Origin of the sequence: Duganella vulcania (genome assembly GCF_009857655.1) — a bacterium.
In the GTDB taxonomy this organism is placed as follows: domain Bacteria; phylum Pseudomonadota; class Gammaproteobacteria; order Burkholderiales; family Burkholderiaceae_D; genus Rugamonas; species Rugamonas vulcania.
The window spans coordinates 1-16928 of sequence record NZ_WWCX01000114.1 but is presented as its reverse complement, the minus strand read 5'-3'; the positions used below and the strand labels follow the sequence as shown (position 1 = coordinate 16928).

The following is a 16928-nucleotide window of genomic DNA, read 5'->3' as shown; positions in this document are numbered from 1 at the left end:
CGGCCGGGCTGGCGGGCTGCGCGTGGGCCTGGGCGGCGGCTTCGCGCACCTGCTGGTCGATGGTGTTGTAGGTGTCGCGCGGCGCCTGGGTCTGGCAGGCCGACAGCGCGGCGGCCGCGCCCAGCGCGCAGGTCCAGCGCAGCATGTTGTGTGGTGTCTGTTTCGTCATTTTGTTTTCCCTGTCGGGTCTGCGGCCTCGGCCGGTTTGGGAAACAGGGTCAGGGTTTCCAGATTCTTGCCCCGGCGGAGTACCACCGAATTGTCGTTGATGCGTTCGAGTATCGCGTCGCCCACCTTGGCGCCGGCGCGCACGGTGGCGCCGTCGATCACCGCCAGCTTGCGGCCGCCGGGCGCGCGGCTGATCAGGATCGATTGCAGGCGCGGCCCCGATGGCGCGCTGTCCGCTGCGGCGGCGTCGCTGTCGGGCGCGGCCAGCGCGGCGGGCGGACGGGTCGGGTCGGCCATCTTCTGCGCCAGCGCGGGCAATGCCAGCAACAGCGGCAGCAGCAGCAAGTGCGCGCGGCGGTTCACAGTGCGATCCATTTCTGATCCAGGCTCAAGGTGTACAAGGTCAGCGTCAGCCGCGCTTGCGGGTATTGGTCGGCGTCGAGCACGGCGGCGCCCCAGAACAGCTGGGTCGGCATGGCCTCGAGCGCTTCAAGGTAATCGATCATCTCGAGGTAACTGCCCTGCAGCACCAGCTGCACGCCGTGGCGGAACAACAATGGCGCCGGCCCGGCCGCCGGCACGGCAACGGCCGGCTGCGGCTTGGGCGCGGCGGCCTGCAGGATGGAGGCCGGCGTCGGCTGCGCCGGCGCGGCCGGCGGCACGGCCAGGTCCTGCGCGGCGAAACTGCCGTCGAGCGTGCCCTCCGGCGGTAAAGTCTTCAGCGACACCAGGCGCAGCTTGCCGTGTCCCTGCACCATCTGCCGCAGCAAGGCGCCCATGCGCTCCGGCGCCACCAGTCCTTTTTGCGCGCTGCGCAGTTTGGCGCGCAGGTCCGCGCTATCGTGCTGCAACACGCTCAGGCGCTCGCGCACTTCGCGGTCGGGATCGCGGCGCGACGCCACGTCGAGCTGGGTCAGTTCGGAGTCGATGCCCGAGATCAGCATGCGTTGCTCCACCATGGCGGCGCGCAGCGTGCGCTCGCGGGTGTAGGCCGGATCGAGCACCAGCATGTACGTCAGGTACACCAGCATCGCCGCCGTGGCGCCCACCACCATCAGGCGTTCGCGCTGGCTCAGGGCCATCAGCCAGGTATCGAATTTGATCCAGTATGTTTTCATGGCCGCTCCGCCTTGCCGTGTTCGCCGGCCGATGCCGACTGCAGGCTGAATTCCACATAGCGCGGCGCCGCCGCCGGCGCGGTGGCGGCCCCAGCGGTCGCCTCCGCCGCCGGTTCAGCCTTGGGTTCGCGCATTTCCAGCTGGCCGAAGGTCTTGCCGCGCAAGACAGCCTCGCCGGCCAGGCCGTTCAGGTAACCGGGCAGCAGGCTGGCCTTGAGCGCCCGTCCCTGCAGGCCGATCGCATCGCCGCTGCCCTGGATGGTGACGCCGGTCAGCCACAAGCCATCGACGCCGCGCCGCGCAAAGGCGCGGAAGTAGGCCGAGTAGCCGCGCGTCTCGCCCGGCTCACCCTGCTCGAGGATGCCGGCGACCCGTTGAAGGTTGCGCAACTCCACGCCGGCCTGGTCCAGCTGCTGCTGCAGCGCCTCGCTCTTGCGCGGCGCCACAAAGGCGGCGGTGGCGGCGCTCTTGCGCTTCTCGCCGTTGGCCAGGCTGGCCTTGACCGTGGCGGCCTCGGTCTCCAGCGCCGCCAGCCGGGCCTTGGCCAGCGCCGACATCCCGGCCAGCACCAGCACCAGCGCGCCGATGCCGGCCGCCAGCACCGACGTGCTGACGTAGCTCTTCTTGCGTTCAAAACCAACGTTGAACAGGTTGATCTGCTGGCTCATGCGCTCGCTCCCTCGCGCAGCGCCGCGCCCAGCGTGCGCAGGAAGCCGGCCTGCTGCGCCGGTTCCTGCAACCCGGGCGCCGCGCTCAAGTCCAGTACCTTGCCCAGGTCCAGCTGCTCCACCGGCAGATACAGATTGGTGGTCAGGTAAGTACACAGGCCGCCCTCGCCCACCGGCGACAGCACCAGCTTGGCCACGGTGACTTGCGAGAACTGCCGCTCGAAGTGGTCCAGCGAGCGTTGCAGCTCCAGCGTGATGCGCTCGTACAGCTGATGCAGCCGCTCATGGTCCGGGTCCAGCAGCTGGTTCAGCGTGATGTCGATGCGGCGCGCCAGGTAGAGCTCGGACTGATAGCTGACCGTCAGCATGCCGCCGTCGGCGTCGAAGGCCAGCAGCGCCAAGCCGCGTCCCTCAGGCTCCAGCAGCGCCGAGATGTTCCGCTGCGCCATCTCGCCGATATCGATGGCGGTCAGCGCGATTTTGCTGTCGGCGAACAGCTGCTGGTGCGGCATCAGCACGCTGTTGCGGGCCGCCACCGCGAACGCCTGGCGCGCCTGGTTCGAGCCGTTGCCCGGCGGCAGCAGCGCCATGTCGATGGTGGCCTGCTCCAATGGAAAGTCGATCATGTCCTTGACGCGCCAGCCCAGCGCGGTCTTCATTTCGGCCTCGGGCACATTGGGCGCGTCCACCATCAGCAGCTGATAGCCGCCCTGGCCCAGCAGCGTGGTGCATTGATAGCGGTTGGCATGCAGGTCCTTGCCCAGCCGCGCCAGGCTGGCGCCGGCCTCGTCGGCCTTGCCGGGATAGGACGCGGCCAGCAGCACCTTCGGCAAGCCGTCGGTGCGGCGCTCGATTGCCGCCGCCTGGACGCCGTCCGCCGTCAGGCCTATGGCCAGCCAGCCGTTCTTTTTTTCAGCTTTTCCGAATAAACGCATCCGACTGTCTCAAATGATTAAGCACGGGATTCAATAGTCGCCGCACATCGTTGATTATATTCAAGTTTTATTGGAGCATTTCCCCTATTTCGGGCCATGTCTCCAGTTTGCCTTCTTAATGCTCAGATACAAAATAAAATGAGGCGGATTCAATACACTTCCCTCAAGAAAATGACCGGACTGCGGTACAAGCCGAAAGTCACACGCCCCAGGCCGGTCGGCAGCCACACCGGCTGGTTGATGACGGAGACGTTGGCGCCGCTCTTGCCGGCGCTGCTGCCGGCCTTCAGCGGCACGCCCGCCACGCCGCCACTCATCGTGTAGGTCGGCTGCGCGCCGGCGGCCGGCGACGGGCAGGCCAGCAGGCAACTGGCGTACTGCAAGTTCGACGCCAGCGTGACCTGGGTGGCGCTGTCGCTGAGGTTGTTGCGCCAGGCGCGCACGGTGGCGCCGCCGACGGTGGACTGGCCGTAGTACTGGGCGGCCAGCTGCAGCGTCACCGGCAGGTTGGACGCGCCGTAGGCGTTGGGCACGAACAGGCGGCCGGACACCACCGCCACGCCGCCCTCCACCGCGCCGGTACGCAGCGACGTGACGCCGTCGTTGGGCGTGCCGGTCTCGCTGGCGCGCACGTACACCATGGTCGGCGGCACCCAGTTGTTGGCGAACGGCGCGGTCGACACGTAGGGGTTCGGCAAGGTATAGACCGGATTGGCGTAAGCCACGCCGGTCGGCGGGTTGCTCTGCCTGCCCGCGACGGGATCGAAGTTGAAATCGGTGGCGGCCAGGCTGTTGGCGCTCAACACCGATCCGGTTGGCGTGGCCGGCGGGTTGGCCGTGGTGGTGGTGCCCGGCGCGGACCAAGCCGACAGCGTGACCGCGCGCGCCAGGGCGCCGCGATAGTTGACCGTGGCGGCGCCCTGCAGATTGGCGGCCGTCACCTTCACGCCGAACGGCTGGCGCGAATACGCCATGCCGGCCACCGTGGCCGGACAGCTCATGCCGCCCGGGTCGCAGGCCATGGGGGCCGTCACCACGGTATCGAAATGGTCCGGCACGAAGCGGCCGACGTTGACCGGCAGCGACTCCAGGCTGCCGGTGCCGAGATAGCTGCCACTGCGCGTGGCGCTGTCGGGCGGCGCGATCACCGGCGTGATTTCCAGCACGCCGACATCGGCGTACGAAAACGCGCTGCCGGTGGCGCTGCCGCCACTGAAGGCGCCCAGGCTGCCGTTCAGCACCAGCTCGGTCTCGGGTTTGGCCGGGTCGGCCACCATGTCGGCCAGCCGGGCGCCCACCGCGTCCTTGGCCGGCATCACGATCAGCTTGATGGCGACCGGCGTGGTCTCCTTGCCGAAATTGGGCGCCGTCCCGCCGCCATACATCACCGCGCTGACCGTCATCGGAAACGCGGTGCCGGCGGTGACGAACTTGGGGTCGGTGGCCGACGCCGGCGTGCCAGCCTGGTTGCTGGCGGGCGCGGTCAGCACCAGCCGGTCGGGCCGTTCGACAAAGGGCCCGCTGGTGCCGAGCCGGGCGGTGTTGTCGCTGACCAGGAACTCGATCCGGCCCACGTCCGCGTAACGGAAGTTGTATTGATCGGTCGAGCTGGCCTTGCCGCCGGCCATGGTCACGTTGTTCAGCGCGGTCCAGCTGCTGGACGTCTGCCCCGGCAGCGCGCCGGACGCGGCGCACAGCGGCAGCGTGACGGTGCTGCCGCCGGCCTGGGTGAAGGTGGCGCGCACGCCGGCGTCCTGGGCCGGGTCGTAGCAGGACAGCGCGTACTTGACCTTGATCGTCGAGTTCGAATTCGACAAAGCCGTCGGCACACTGGACACCACGAAGGTCAGGTACACCGGGATGTCCTTGTTGGCCAGGTAGCGCTTGCCGGTGAAGTCGACCGGTATGCAGGTCTGGCCCGGGTCGCCGAACGGCAGCCCGTTCACGCACTGGCCGTCCGTCGGCCGCTGGTCGTCCTTCGCCTGGGTGAACACATAGCTCGGCGTGAAGCCGGCCGCTCCCACCAGCGAGCTGACGGTGGAGGTGTCGTTGCCGTCGTAGTAGTCGAACAGCTGGCCGCCGACGGTGGCGCTGTTGTTGACCAGGCCGGTGGCGGCGGCGGCCGTGGTCACCCGCAGCGTGATCGTCGGCAGCGTGGCGCCCGAGGCCATGGTGCCGCTGTAGCTGCAGGTCAGCGTCTGGCCGGCGATGCCGCAATTCCAGCCGGTGCCGCTGGCGCTGACGAAGATCAGCGACGACGGCAACACGTCGACCACGGTGGTCGGGCCGCCCTCGGCCAGCGGGCCGTTGTTGCTGACCTTGATGAGGTAGCTGCTGATCTGCGAAGGCTGCAAGGGATTTTGCAGGGTCATCGAAATGGCGCGGTCGGCGGCCGGCACGTTGGGCGCGGCGATCACCTCGGCGTTCATCAGCACCAGGTCCTGGCCGGACTGGTAGTCGCTGCGCGCCTGCGTCTGGCCGGCCTGGATGGTGGGCGACGTCACCGTGTAGGCGTCGAAGTCGATGCCGTAGGACTGGGTGTCGCCATTGATGTTGGAGACCGAGTTGAACTGGTTGCCCGACGGGTTGAGCGCGTCGACCATCTCGACGCTGTTGTAGCGCAGGATCTCGCCGCCGCCCGACAGCGTGGTGTCGCCCTCCCACGTGATGTGGCCGATCTTGCCGCTCAGGCTGCCCACCGGCGTAGGGATCTTGAAGTTGGCCAGCGTCAGCGACACGGCCGAATTGCGGATGTACTGGAAGCCCTCGTAGACGTTGAGCACCCGGAACGTCTCGCTCGGGTGCGAATACACCACCAGCAGCTGGAAGCCGCCCAGCACGCCCTCGACCGCGCAGTAGGGGCTGCCGTTGTTGATGCTCAGGCCACTCACCGTGTAGTTGCCGTTGCCCTTGGCCACCACCTGCGACGTCACGTCGGCCGCGCCGGCAAAGAAGTCGTAGCCCACCGTGGCCGAGGTGTAGTTGCGGTTGCTCGGCGCGGTGACGGTCGTGCCGTCAAAGACCACGGTGTAGTCCGGCGTCGAGCCGGAGCCGGCCCAGTACAGCTGGGCGTTGAGGATGGTGGCGCCGGACGGCACGCCGGTCAGCTTCATGTTCAAGTTGCCGCCGCTGAGGGCGCAGGGATCGGTGTCGTTGTCCTTGCTGCGCATGGTCTTCTGCGTGCCGGTGAAGCTGACGTTGCCGGCGAAGCTCTTGAACAGCGTGATCGGCGAATCGGCGCGCGCGGCGCCGGCCGCGAGCCAGCACAGCAGCGCCAGCAGGCAGGCCAGCCAGTGCGGCGCGCGGTTCAGGGTGAAAATAGTCGCTCGCATCGCCGCCTCCTCAGAACTGCACCGTGACCGTGCGCTGCACGTAGTCGGCGCTGGTGGTGGCGGCGTTCGGGCACACGCCGCCGGCCGGCTGGTTGCAGGCGGTGGCGGTGACCGTGATCCGGCTCATGTTCACGCCCATGCCGGGCGTGGCGTTGACGGTGCACAGCACGGTGACGGTGAAGGTCGACAGGGTGCCGCCCAGGCCGAAGCTGCGGCTGGCCACGCAGTTGCCGTTGATCCGCTGCTGGTACAGGCCATATTCGACGCCGGCGCGCGCGGCCTCGTAGGCGCGCGCGCCCAGCAGGTCCAGCGCCGAGCTGGTCTGCTGGGTCGTGTTCAGGCTCATCATGGCCACGCCCAGCGCCGCCAGCACCACCACCAGGAACAGCGCGGTGACGATGGAGAAGCCGGCGGCAAGCCGTTGGCGGACCGGCCTCATGGCGTGTTATCCAGGTGAACCTGGCGCACCAGGCTGATGCTTTCGCCATTGTTGCGCGACAGCGTCAACGACACGCCCACCAGCGCGGCGTTGGTATTGGCCAGCACCGAGTAATCGAAGCCGCAGGCCGTGACCAGGTTGGCCAGCAGCGCCGCCGCGCCGTACGGCGGCGCGCCCAGCCCGTTCAGGCCGATGATCTGGTTGGTGAAATTGCGCGTCAGCGTGCCGCCGGTGGCGGACGGCGCACATACATAGGTCACGGTGCCGGTCACCACCTGGAAGCGGTTGTTCGGCGACTGCATCGACGGCGCCTGGGTGGCAAACGGATTGGTGGCCAGCGTGACGCGGGTCCCATTGACCGCCGTCACGCGGGCGATATTGCCGAAGGTGCGGGCGTCGGCCGGCGCCGTGCCGATGTTGAACACGGCGATCCAGTCGTTCGGCGCGATCGCCATGCGCCCCGTCGGCGCGGCGCCGGCAAGGTCGAACGACAGATTGGCGGCCGGGCTGAAATCGAGCGGCAGCAGCGTGGCCGGCGGCGAATCGCCGATGTCGATGTAGCGGCCGCCCGAGCGCGTCAGCAGGAACTGCAGGATGCGGCGGTCGGCGGAGACCAGCACGCTGTTGGGCAGCGCCAGCCGCAGCTCGCGCGTCATGCGGCGCAGCGTCAGGTCGGCGACGTCGGTCATGTCGGCGCGCGCGGCCGTGTCGACATAATTCTGCACCGGCGTCTTGAGGAAGACCGCCACCATGCCGGACAGGATGCCGGTGACCACGATGACGATGATCACCTCCACCAGCGTGAAGCCGCGCGCGCCCTTCATAGCGACCTCGGCGCGTAGCGGGTGCGGTAGCCGTCCAGCACCACGGGGTCGCCGCCGGTGTAGGTGACGGTGACGGTGATGCGCAGCACGTTCATATTGGCCGGCGTGGCATCGGCGGCGATCCGCGCGCCGGCGGGGCCCAGCGTGGCGTCGGGCGCGACCGCGACCGTCGCCGTGTAGCCCGCCGGGAAGTTGTTGCCGGCGGCGTCGGTGGTGTAGACGCCGGCGTAATCGTTGACGTTGTCGAAAGGACGGGTGTTGCCCGGCAGTTCAGCGCCCATGCCTTCCGCCAGAACTTTGCAGTCGGCGGGACTGTTTGCCTGCTCGGCCGACCAGTCGCCGCCGTCGCAATAGGTAAAGCGCGCCAGCCGCACTTCCTCCATCATGCCCTCGGCGATGGCCAACGCCTGCTTGCGCCGCATCGGATCGGGACTGGAGCGCGCGCCCATGCTCAGCACCTGGAGCAGGCCGACCACGGCCACGCCGACGATGACGATGAACATGATCAGCTCAACCAGGCTCAGGCCCGATTGCGCGCGCGCGGCCGGCTTAAAAGACATAGCCGGTCACCGGGGTCACGGTCACGTTGTGGGTGGCGCCGTCGCCGGTGACGGCCACGGTCAACGAGACAAAAGTGGAGTTCTGGCCACCCAGGGGATCGCTGGCCGCGAAGGGCTGGCCGGTGGGATCGAAATAGAAGGTGGCGGCGGTGATGGCCAAGCCGTTGGGCGCGCCTTCGCAGGCCCAGGTCTTGTCACCAGCGCAGCCGGCCAGCGTGACGCCGGTGCCGGTGTTGGCGCCGCCCGGCGATGGCACGTGCGCGCCACAGCCGCCGTCGTAGCACAGCGCCACACTGCTGCCGTTCAAGCGCACGAACACGTTGCGGCTCTGGGCGATGGCGATTTTCTGGCCGTAGCGCATCAAGGCTCTCACCTGGTCGGTATAGGAGACCGCGTCGAAGCCCTTGCGCTGGAAGAAGCGCGGCGCGGCAACGCCGGCCAGCACGCCGACCACCACCAGTATCGTGATCAGCTCAACCAGCGTAAAGCCCCCCCGCCGCGCGGGCCGGGTGTGGCGCCTCGGCGCCAGCCCCATCATGCCCGTCTCCGGCCGGTCATTGTGGAAGGATCAGCAGTCTTTTGGATCGGCCGCCACCACAACGTCCGGCCCAGCAACTGCCGATGTGTAGGTCAACTTGCACGATTTGTGGCTGTCGTCGACATACAGCACGCCTTTGGTGGCGAAATCGCCGTCGCCGTAGTCGGTCAGGCTCACTGCGGCAGCAATACCCGCACTGGTCGGGTAACCAGTGGCCGGGTCGATCACTACGCCGTCGTAGGTCGGGGTGCCGGTGCCGGGTGAACCGGCCGCCAGCCAGCGGCCGTGGTACATATTGGCGGCGCTCAGGATGGACGCTTTGGCGCCGTTCATCTTGGCGATCCGCGCATCCGCGCCGAGGTTGGCGAACTTCGGCAGCGCGGTGGCGGCCAGCACGCCCAGGATAACGATGACAACGATCAGCTCGATCAGCGTGAAACCACCTTGCTGGCTACGGCTACGGGAAATGCTTGCTTGTGGGATGTGCATATCAAAATCTCCAGACCTGGCTAAGAAAAGTTCATCAACGCCTTCCTGCGGCAAGTAGCGGCAGCGGCAATTATTCAGGGACTTCATTTAGCGCGATACCAGGATCGTTTCCCGGCTGGCGCTGTGCGTTGGCGTTTTTTGAGGGCAAGCGCAGTAATTCTACCTTGAAACAAATGTTCCTTGAGGCACCATTTAACAAATTTCCTTGCTCCTCCCTCACGAATATCAACTTTTGTTGAGCTGGATCAAAATACCAATTGCCAGCTTTAACATTTTTCGCTGCATTCTGTGTTAGCTCGCCGACATAGTTGCCCGGCGCCCGCTCCAGCCAGGCCACCGGATTGGCGCCGGCCAGCGCGTCGATTTCCCGCTCCCTGCCCTGGGCCCGCAAGGCCATCACCTTCCCAGACAAAGCGCTGCGCATATTGATCAGCAAGGCCTGCACCGCCGCCTCGTCGCCGGCGCGGCGGTAATACGCCATCCGCTCCAGCGCCACCGTCATCAGCACGCCGAAAATGCACGCCACCACGGCGAACTCGAACAAGGTGAAACCCTGCCCGCGCCGTCGTTGTGGCCGCACAACACTGGCTGGACGCAAGCGGCCCATCAGTGCGGCAACGCCACTTTGCCCAGGTCCCAGATCGGCACGAAGATGCCCAGCGCCAGCACCAGCACCAGCACGCCCAGGAAGGTGATCAGGATGGGTTCGATCTGCGCGGCCAGGGTCTTCAGTTCGTAGTCGACCTCGCGCTCGTACATCTGGGCGATCTCGTCCATGAGCTCGTCCAGCGAACCGGACTCCTCGCCCACCGCGATCATCTGCAGCACCACCGGCGTGAACACCTTGGCCGCCACCGAGGTGCGCAGGATGCTGTCGCCGCGCTCGACGCCGTCGCGCATCTGCTCCACGCGCGCGCACAGATACGCGTTCTCCACCGTCTGCGACACCACCGTCAGCGCCTGCACGATCGGCACGCCGCTGCGGCTGGCCAGCGAGAAGCTGCGGGCGAAACGCGCCATCGTGGCCTTGTGGATGATCTTGCCCGCGATGGGGAATTTCAGCTTGTAGCGGTCCCACTGCAGCCGCCCGGCGCTGGTGCGCACCCAGTAGCGGAAACCGAACACGGCCGCGCCGGCCATCACCACCAGCTGCGGCCAGTAGGTGACGGTGAAGTGCGAGGCGCCGATCAGCAGGCGCGTCATCAGCGGCAGCTGCGCGTGGAAGCTCTCGAACACCTTGACGAATTGCGGGATCACGAAGACGTTGACGATCACGATCGCGATGATCATGGCGACGATGACAAAGATCGGATACCGCACCGCGCTCTTGACGCGGGCGCGCATCTCGCGGTCGAACTCGAGGTGGTCGAACAAGCGCAGGAACACTTCCTCCAGCCGCCCGGTCATCTCGCCCACGCGCACCATCGACAGGTAGAAGTCGTCGAACACGGTGGGATGGCGGCGCATCGCGGCCGACAGCTCGCGGCCGGCGTCGAGCGACTCGCGCAGGTCCTTGATCACCTTGCCGAACGATTTGCTGATCGCCGATTCCTGCAGGCCGGCCAGCCCGCGCATGATGGGCACGCCGGCCTTGAGCAGCGTGTACAGCTGGCGGCTGAACAGCTGCACGTCCATCGACGTGACCCGCTTTTCCAGCAGCCTGGTCCACCAGGGCTCGCCGCTGGCGCTGCCGCTGGCGGCCTTGCGGGTCAGCGCGATCTCGACCGGGATGGCGCCGGCGCTGCTCAAATGGTCGGCCACGGCGCCGCTGTCGGCCGCCTCCAGCACGCCCTGCATCAGTTCGCCGCGCGCGCTGCGCGCCTTGTAGGCATAGAACGGCACGTCAATCCTCGATCTGGTTACTGATGCGCATGGCCTCGGCCACCGTGGTGCGGCCCTGGATCACCAGCGCCACCGCGTGCCGGCGCAAGGTCTCGCCAGCCATCTGCTTGGCCGCCGTGCGCAGGAAGTGCGATGGGTCGGGGTCGTTGGCGGCGTCGATCACCTCGTGCGTCATTTCCAGCAGCTCGTACACGCCGGTACGGCCGCGATACCCCATGCCATTGCAATGCGAACAACCCTTGCCGTGGAAGTAGCGCGCCATGTCCACCTTGTCGCGCAGTTCCATGCCCAGCCACTCGCGTTCGGTCGGCGTCAGCTCATACGGCGTGGTGCAGCTTTCGCAGATCACCCGCACCAGGCGCTGCGCCAGCACGGCCTGCAGCGAACTGCCGACCATGTAGCGCGGCACCCCCATGTCCATCAGGCGCAGCGGCGTGCTGGCCGCGTCGTTGGTGTGCAGGGTCGACAGTACCAGGTGGCCGGTCATGGCGGCGCGCAGACCGATCTGGGCCGTCTCCTGGTCGCGCATCTCGCCCACCAGCACGATGTCCGGGTCCTGCCGCAGCGCCGAACGCAGCACGCGCGCGAAGTTCAGGTCGATCTTGTCGTTGACCTGCACCTGGTTGATGCCGGGCAGCCGGTATTCGACCGGGTCCTCCACCGTGATCAGCTTTTTCTCCACCGAGTTCAGCTCGGACAGCGCGCAATACAGCGTGGTGGTCTTGCCGCTGCCGGTCGGCCCGGTCACCAGCACCAGGCCGTTGGGGCGCTGGACGATGGCGCGGAACTTTTCCAGCATCGCCTTCGGCATGCCGATCGCGTCCAGCCGCAGCTGGTTGTTGCTCTGGCTGAGCAGTCGCATCACCACCGATTCGCCGTACTGGGTCGGCATGGTCGAGATGCGCACGTCGATGCGCTGGTTCTTCACGCGCACGGCGAAGCGGCCGTCCTGCGGCAGGCGCTTTTCCGAGATGTCGAGCTCGGACATCAGCTTGAGCCGCAGCGCCAGCGACGGCGCGATCTTGATGTCGGCCTCGGTTTGCAGGTGCAGCACGCCGTCGATGCGGAAGCGGATCTGCAGCCGGCCCTCCTGCGGCTCGATGTGGATGTCCGAGGCGCGCACCTGGCTGGCGTCGTCGAACACCGACTGCAGCAGCTTGACGATGGGCGCTTCTTCCAGGTTGGCGTTGGCGGCGGCCAGCGCGCCGAAGTCGACCGAGACATCGCCCAGGTCCTGCTCCAGCTCGCGCGCCAGGTCGGAGATGTCCTCGGTGCGGCGGTAGATGCGGTCGATGGTGCCCAGCACTTCGGTCTCGTTGACCACGGCCAGCTCGATCGGCTGCTTGACGATGCGCGAGATCTCGTCGTACGCGAACAGGTCGGTCGGATCGGACATGCCCACCAGCAGCGCGCCGCGCCGGTCCTCCAGCACCAGCGCGCGGAAGCGGCGGGCCTGGGTCTCCGGCAGCAGCCGCACGATCTCGGGATTGACGTTGAAAAACTTGAGGTTCAGATAAGGGATGCTCAGCTGCCGCGCCAGCGCGCCGGCGATCTGTTCCTCGGTGACATAGCCGTTGTCGATGAACACCCGGCCCAGTTTGCGTCCGCTGCGCTTTTGTTCGGCCAGCGCCAGGCCCAGTTGCTCCTCCGTCAGCAGCTTCTGCTGCACCAGAATTTCCCCAAGCCGCACTTTCTCTGGCCTTGCCATACCCGCTCCCCGGCCTCTGCCGTCAGTCAACTTGCGGCCATTCTAGTGCAGAATACGCCCCGGTAACACCAGGACATGCGGCGGGCGCGGCCGGGTGTCGCTTTCTTCGCACGAATGCGCTACAGTGTCGTTCGTTTTCCAGCCCCACAGAGCCACCACCTTCCATGACCGCCCCCGCCCTGCGCTTCCAGCAAGTTGTCAAACGCTATGGCCAGTCCGAGGTCTTGCGCGGCGTGGACCTGGCGCTGCAGGCGGGCGAATGCTTCGGCCTGGTCGGCGTCAACGGCGCCGGCAAGACCAGCCTGATCAAGTGCATGCTGGATTTCTGCGCCCTCGACGGCGGCAGCATCGACATCTATGGCCAGCCGCACGACCGCCCGGCCAGCCGCCAGCCGCTGGGCTACCTGCCCGAACGCTTCACCCCGCCCTACTACCTGACCGGCGCCGATTTCATCCGCTACCTGCTCACCTTGCAGGGCCTGGCCTACGACCCGGCCGCGGTCGGCGCCATGCTGGCCGCGCTGGACCTGGACCCGGCCGCGCTCAAGCGCACGGTGCGCGGTTATTCCAAAGGCATGACCCAGAAACTCGGCCTGGCCGCCTGCCTGCTGGCGCGCAAGCCGTTGTATGTCCTGGACGAGCCGATGAGCGGCCTCGACCCGAAGGCGCGCGCGCTGCTCAAACAACAATTGCGCCAGCTGCATCAGGCCGGCGCCACCGTGTTCTTGACCTCGCACATGCTGGCCGACGTGGACGAGCTGTGCGACCGCATGGCCATCCTGCACGAAGGCCGCGTGCGTTTCGCCGGCTCGCCGGCCGAGTGCCGCAGCCGCTACGGCGCCGACAACCTGGAGCAAGCCTTCCTGGCTTGCATCGCCTGACCATGTACCAGTCGCACTTCGGCCTGCGCGAGACGCCGTTCGGCATCACGCCCAATCCGGCCTTTTTCTACGCCGGCAACACCCGTGGCGAGATCCTGCAAGCCTTGCTGTATGCGGTCTGCCACGGCGAAGGCATCGTCAAGGTGACCGGCGAGGTGGGCGCCGGCAAGACCATGCTGTGCCGCATGCTGGAGAGCCAGCTGCCGCCGCACGTGGACGTGATCTACCTGGTCAACCCCAACCTCGATGCGCAGGAAGTGCAGTACGCCATCGCCGCCGAGCTGGGCATCGCCGGCCACGGCCTGCGCGTGGACGAGGTCCAGCGCCGGCTGCAGGCCGACCTGATCGCCCGCCACGGCCAGGGCCGCCAGGTGGTGCTGCTGGTCGAGGAAGCCCAGGCCATGCCGCTCGACACGCTGGAGGCGATCCGCCTGCTGACCAACCTGGAGACCGCGCGCAGCAAGCTGCTGCAGATCGTGCTGTTCGGCCAGCCCGAGCTGGACCAGCACCTGGACCTGGCCAGCATGCGCCAATTGAAGGAGCGCATCACGCACAGCTTCACGGTGCCGGCGCTGGCGCCGGCGCTGATCGGCGAGTTCCTGGAGTTCCGCCTGCGCGCGGCAGGCCACGACGGCCCGGCCATCTTCAGCCCGGCCGCCGCCAGGCTGATCGCCCGGCGGTCCGAGGGCATCGTCCGCCGCATCAACATCCTGGCCGACAAGGCCCTGCTGGCCGCCTTCGCGGCCGACGCCACCACCGTCAGCGCCCGCCATGCGCGCCAGGCGATCCGCGAATCGGCCTTCCGCCGGCGCGGCTGGCGCCAGGCCTTCCCCTTGCGCGCTGTTGCTGTGGGGGCCCTGGCGGTCCTGCTAATTTGGGCTATTTACGGGGCTATCCTTGCGGTGGCTCCAAATTTGTAAGATCATGGTGTCTATATTGCAAATGCACAACATCGTGCATTCCCTCCGGGCCGGAAAGAATCAATGAAAAAACTCGCCTCCCCCATCGTGCCTATGGTGTGCAGCGTGTTGCTGAGCGCCTGCGCGACCCATCCCCTGCCCAATTCGCCAACCCACATCATGGAAGCGCCGCGTCCCGCCGGGTCGATCCCGGAGCCGGTGCAGCAGAGCGCCGCGCTGCCGCCGCCGGCCGCCGCGCCCAAGGTCGAGACCTACAGCGTGACGGTGCACAAGGTGCCGGTGCAGTCGCTGCTGTTCGCGCTGGCGCGCGACGCCGGCCTGAACGTCGACGTCCATCCGGGCATCGAGGGCACGGTCACGCTGAACGCGCTGGACCAGACGCTGCCGCAGCTGCTCAGCCGCATCCAGCGCCAGGTCGACATGCGCTATGAAATCAACGGCGGCACGCTGACGGTCCTGCCGGACACGCCGGAGTGGCGCAACTACAAGGTCGACTACGTCAACATCGCGCGCAGCACCATCAGCAGCGTCAACATCGCCACCCAGATCTCGACCACCGGCGGTGGCGGCAGCGCCGCCAGCCCGGTCGCGAACACGGCGCCCGCCGCCGGCGGCCAGGGTCAGCAGCAACAGCAGCAGGCCGCGCCGGCCAACAACGGCGCCGGCGGCAACGGCAACAACAACTCGACCACCGTGGTCAACAACCGTTCCGACAACAACTTCTGGTACAGCCTGGAGAAGAACATCCGCGACATGCTGCGCGCCTCCAACCTGGCCGACAACCCGGTCGATCCGCTGGCCGCGCCGCCAGCCGGCGCGCCGGCCGCGGCGCCCCAGAACGGGCAACCGCAGGCCGGCATCGACGCCGCCAGCTTCGGCACCAAGGCCGGCGGCGCCTCGCCGCGCGGCAGCTCGGTCATCGTCAACGCCGAGGGCGGCCTGATCGCCGTGCGCGCCACCGCCCGCCAGCATGAGAAGATCCGCGAATTCCTCGACGTGGTGCTGGGCGCGGCCAAGCGCCAGGTGCTGATCGAGGCCACCATCATCGAAGTGCGCCTGAGCGACCAGTACCAGCAGGGCATCAACTGGCAGTCGCTGGCCAAGGGCGGCCTCAAGCTGACGCAGGGCGCGCTGGGCGCCGTCACGCTGCCCACCGCCACCAATCCCGGCGTGTTCGTGATGAACTACACCAACCCGACCAGCCGGCTGGGCAATATCGCCGCCACCATCGAGCTGCTCGAATCGTTCGGCAAGGTCAAGGTGCTGTCCAGCCCCAAGATCAGCGTGCTCAACAACCAGACCGCGCTGCTCAAGGTGGTCGACAACAATGTCTTCTTCTCGCTCAAGGTGACGCCGGCCGTACGCGACCTGAACGGCACCATCATCTCGCCGGCCACCTATGAATCGCACCTGGAGACGGTGCCGGTGGGCTTCGTCATGAGCGTGACGCCGCAGATTTCCGACAGCGACGAGGTCACCCTCAACGTGCGGCCGACCATCACCCGCATCGTCGACTACGTCAACGACCCCAACCCGGACCTGGCCAAGGCCAACGTCGTCAGCAAGGTGCCGGTGATCCAGGCGCGCGAACTGGAATCGCTGATGAAGGTGTCGAGCGGCCAGATCGCCGTCATGGGCGGGCTGATGCAGGACTCGATCGACAACGCCAAGAACGGCATTCCCGGCCTGAGCAGCGTGCCGCTGATCGGCGACCTGTTCTCCCACCGCAATGAGAACACCAGCAAGACCGAGCTGGTGATCTTCATGCGGCCGGTGGTGGTCAAGGATGCCAGCGTCAACGGCGACTACAAGGATTATCGATATCTGCTGCCGAGCGAGAAGCCGGACAGCACTCCCTATGGCGCGGCCACGCCGGCCGCCGCCCCTGCCAAGGCGAACGGATCATGAGTCTCCTGATGCAAGCGCTCAAGAAAGCGGAGCGGGCCAAGCAAAGCGCGGCCGATGACGACGCCACCGACAAGCCGTCGCAGGCGTTCGACGAGGTCCTGGCGCTGACGCCGGAGCCGGCGGCGCCGGCCAAGGCCGGCCTGAGCCTGGACCTGGAACCGATGTCCGGACTCAGCCTGGAGCCGATCGCGGCCGCGCCGCAGGCCAGCCTGCAGCCCTCGCCCGACCCGCTGCCGACGCCCAGCGACCACCGCACCGCCGGCCTGACGCTGGACCTGGCGCCCGATCCGTCGGCGCCGCCGTCCGCCTCGGCGCACGCGATGGCGTTCGAATCCGCGACAACGGCCGCTCCGGCGTCTGCGATGGCGTTCACACCGGCGACAGCACCCGCGTCGGCCGCCACGATGGCGTTCGAACCCGCGCCAGCAGCCACGCCGTCATCCTTGCCGACGAACGCGCCCGCCCCTGCACCAGCCGGCTCGACAGCCAGCACCTCCGCGTCCGCAGCCAAGGCCGGCGCCGCCAAATCCGCCGGCAGCGCGCCACGCGCCGACAAGACCGACACGTCCGCCCCCCTGCGCGGCGCCGCCCGCGCGCG

The 16928-nt window shown here is 67.5% G+C and carries 16 protein-coding genes and 1 pseudogene; 4 read left to right on the top strand and 13 right to left on the bottom strand.

Annotated elements, in window-relative coordinates; all coding sequences use genetic code 11:
• Positions 1-165 precede the first annotated feature (165 nt).
• The 13 genes from GTP90_RS31275 to GTP90_RS31215 all read right to left on the bottom strand — a co-directional run bounded on the left by GTP90_RS31275 (position 166) and on the right by GTP90_RS31215 (position 12621).
• A complete protein-coding gene (locus GTP90_RS31275; protein WP_161087176.1) occupies positions 166-543 on the bottom strand; it encodes an MSHA biogenesis protein MshK in 378 nt (125 codons plus the stop codon).
• Entirely contained in the window at positions 528-1286 is a 759-nt protein-coding gene (locus tag GTP90_RS31270; protein WP_161087175.1) for a type II secretion system protein M, read from the bottom strand. The genes GTP90_RS31275 and GTP90_RS31270 overlap by 16 nt, the downstream gene beginning before the upstream one ends.
• The gene (locus GTP90_RS31265) at positions 1283-1954 is read right to left on the bottom strand and encodes an MSHA biogenesis protein MshI (RefSeq protein WP_161087174.1); all 672 of its coding nucleotides are present in this window, start codon (positions 1952-1954) and stop codon (positions 1283-1285) included. The genes GTP90_RS31270 and GTP90_RS31265 overlap by 4 nt, the downstream gene beginning before the upstream one ends.
• Positions 1951-2889, bottom strand: coding sequence for a type IV pilus biogenesis protein PilM (locus GTP90_RS31260; RefSeq protein WP_161087173.1), 939 nt, complete (start codon positions 2887-2889; stop codon positions 1951-1953). Before GTP90_RS31260 ends, GTP90_RS31265 begins: the two co-directional genes overlap by 4 nt.
• Positions 2890-3038: 149 nt before the next feature.
• The gene (locus tag GTP90_RS31255; protein WP_161087172.1) at positions 3039-6221 is read right to left on the bottom strand and encodes a DUF6701 domain-containing protein; all 3183 of its coding nucleotides are present in this window, start codon (positions 6219-6221) and stop codon (positions 3039-3041) included.
• Between the two features lie 10 nt (positions 6222-6231).
• A complete protein-coding gene (locus tag GTP90_RS31250; protein ID WP_161087171.1) occupies positions 6232-6660 on the bottom strand; it encodes an agglutinin biogenesis protein MshP in 429 nt (142 codons plus the stop codon).
• On the bottom strand, positions 6657-7484 hold the full coding sequence (locus GTP90_RS31245; protein ID WP_161087170.1) for a prepilin-type N-terminal cleavage/methylation domain-containing protein: 828 nt from the start codon (positions 7482-7484) through the stop codon (positions 6657-6659). Before GTP90_RS31245 ends, GTP90_RS31250 begins: the two co-directional genes overlap by 4 nt.
• Positions 7481-8044, bottom strand: coding sequence for a type IV pilus modification PilV family protein (locus GTP90_RS31240; RefSeq protein ID WP_161087169.1), 564 nt, complete (start codon positions 8042-8044; stop codon positions 7481-7483). Before GTP90_RS31240 ends, GTP90_RS31245 begins: the two co-directional genes overlap by 4 nt.
• Positions 8034-8582: a prepilin-type N-terminal cleavage/methylation domain-containing protein gene (locus tag GTP90_RS31235; protein ID WP_254452129.1), complete on the bottom strand. Its 549-nt coding sequence runs from the start codon at positions 8580-8582 to the stop codon at positions 8034-8036. Before GTP90_RS31235 ends, GTP90_RS31240 begins: the two co-directional genes overlap by 11 nt.
• Before the next feature lie 30 nt (positions 8583-8612).
• A complete protein-coding gene (locus tag GTP90_RS31230) occupies positions 8613-9071 on the bottom strand; it encodes a type II secretion system protein (protein ID WP_161087168.1) in 459 nt (152 codons plus the stop codon).
• Positions 9072-9141: 70 nt separating this feature from the next.
• Complete coding sequence (locus GTP90_RS31225) at positions 9142-9615, bottom strand: type II secretion system protein (RefSeq protein WP_254452128.1); 474 nt, start codon at positions 9613-9615, stop codon at positions 9142-9144.
• 62 nt (positions 9616-9677) lie between these two features.
• A complete protein-coding gene (locus GTP90_RS31220; RefSeq protein ID WP_161087167.1) occupies positions 9678-10913 on the bottom strand; it encodes a type II secretion system F family protein in 1236 nt (411 codons plus the stop codon).
• Between the two features lies 1 nt (position 10914).
• Positions 10915-12621: a GspE/PulE family protein gene (locus GTP90_RS31215; RefSeq protein ID WP_161087166.1), complete on the bottom strand. Its 1707-nt coding sequence runs from the start codon at positions 12619-12621 to the stop codon at positions 10915-10917.
• 164 nt (positions 12622-12785) lie between these two features.
• On the opposite strand from GTP90_RS31215, the gene GTP90_RS31210 reads away from it, so the two are divergent.
• The 4 genes and pseudogenes from GTP90_RS31210 to GTP90_RS31195 form a co-directional block, all read left to right on the top strand.
• Positions 12786-13502 carry an ABC transporter ATP-binding protein gene (locus GTP90_RS31210; RefSeq protein ID WP_161087165.1) on the top strand — a complete coding sequence of 239 codons (717 nt, stop codon included), beginning with the start codon at positions 12786-12788 and terminating at the stop codon, positions 13500-13502.
• Entirely contained in the window at positions 13490-14422 is a 933-nt protein-coding gene (locus GTP90_RS31205) for an ExeA family protein (RefSeq protein WP_254452127.1), read from the top strand. The genes GTP90_RS31210 and GTP90_RS31205 overlap by 13 nt, the downstream gene beginning before the upstream one ends.
• A gap of 63 nt (positions 14423-14485) precedes the next feature.
• The gene (mshL, locus tag GTP90_RS31200) at positions 14486-16330 is read left to right on the top strand and encodes a pilus (MSHA type) biogenesis protein MshL (protein ID WP_161087164.1); all 1845 of its coding nucleotides are present in this window, start codon (positions 14486-14488) and stop codon (positions 16328-16330) included.
• Positions 16327-16928, top strand: a pseudogene (locus GTP90_RS31195) (hypothetical protein); the annotation flags it as partial. The gene mshL and the pseudogene GTP90_RS31195, both read left to right, overlap by 4 nt.

Excerpts from the sequence above, each read along its gene's own strand:
- GTP90_RS31275 (WP_161087176.1), bottom strand. The coding sequence starts at position 543 with ATGGATCGCACTGTGAACCGCCGCGCGCACTTGCTGCTGCTGCCGCTG.
- GTP90_RS31270 (WP_161087175.1), bottom strand. The coding sequence starts at position 1,286 with ATGAAAACATACTGGATCAAATTCGATACCTGGCTGATGGCCCTGAGC.
- GTP90_RS31265 (WP_161087174.1), bottom strand. The coding sequence starts at position 1,954 with ATGAGCCAGCAGATCAACCTGTTCAACGTTGGTTTTGAACGCAAGAAG.
- GTP90_RS31260 (WP_161087173.1), bottom strand. The coding sequence starts at position 2,889 with ATGCGTTTATTCGGAAAAGCTGAAAAAAAGAACGGCTGGCTGGCCATA.
- GTP90_RS31255 (WP_161087172.1), bottom strand. The coding sequence starts at position 6,221 with ATGCGAGCGACTATTTTCACCCTGAACCGCGCGCCGCACTGGCTGGCC.
- GTP90_RS31250 (WP_161087171.1), bottom strand. The coding sequence starts at position 6,660 with ATGAGGCCGGTCCGCCAACGGCTTGCCGCCGGCTTCTCCATCGTCACC.
- GTP90_RS31245 (WP_161087170.1), bottom strand. The coding sequence starts at position 7,484 with ATGAAGGGCGCGCGCGGCTTCACGCTGGTGGAGGTGATCATCGTCATC.
- GTP90_RS31240 (WP_161087169.1), bottom strand. The coding sequence starts at position 8,044 with ATGTCTTTTAAGCCGGCCGCGCGCGCGCAATCGGGCCTGAGCCTGGTT.
- GTP90_RS31235 (WP_254452129.1), bottom strand. The coding sequence starts at position 8,582 with ATGATGGGGCTGGCGCCGAGGCGCCACACCCGGCCCGCGCGGCGGGGG.
- GTP90_RS31230 (WP_161087168.1), bottom strand. The coding sequence starts at position 9,071 with ATGCACATCCCACAAGCAAGCATTTCCCGTAGCCGTAGCCAGCAAGGT.
- GTP90_RS31215 (WP_161087166.1), bottom strand. The coding sequence starts at position 12,621 with ATGGCAAGGCCAGAGAAAGTGCGGCTTGGGGAAATTCTGGTGCAGCAG.
- GTP90_RS31210 (WP_161087165.1), top strand. The coding sequence starts at position 12,786 with ATGACCGCCCCCGCCCTGCGCTTCCAGCAAGTTGTCAAACGCTATGGC.
- mshL (WP_161087164.1), top strand. The coding sequence starts at position 14,486 with ATGAAAAAACTCGCCTCCCCCATCGTGCCTATGGTGTGCAGCGTGTTG.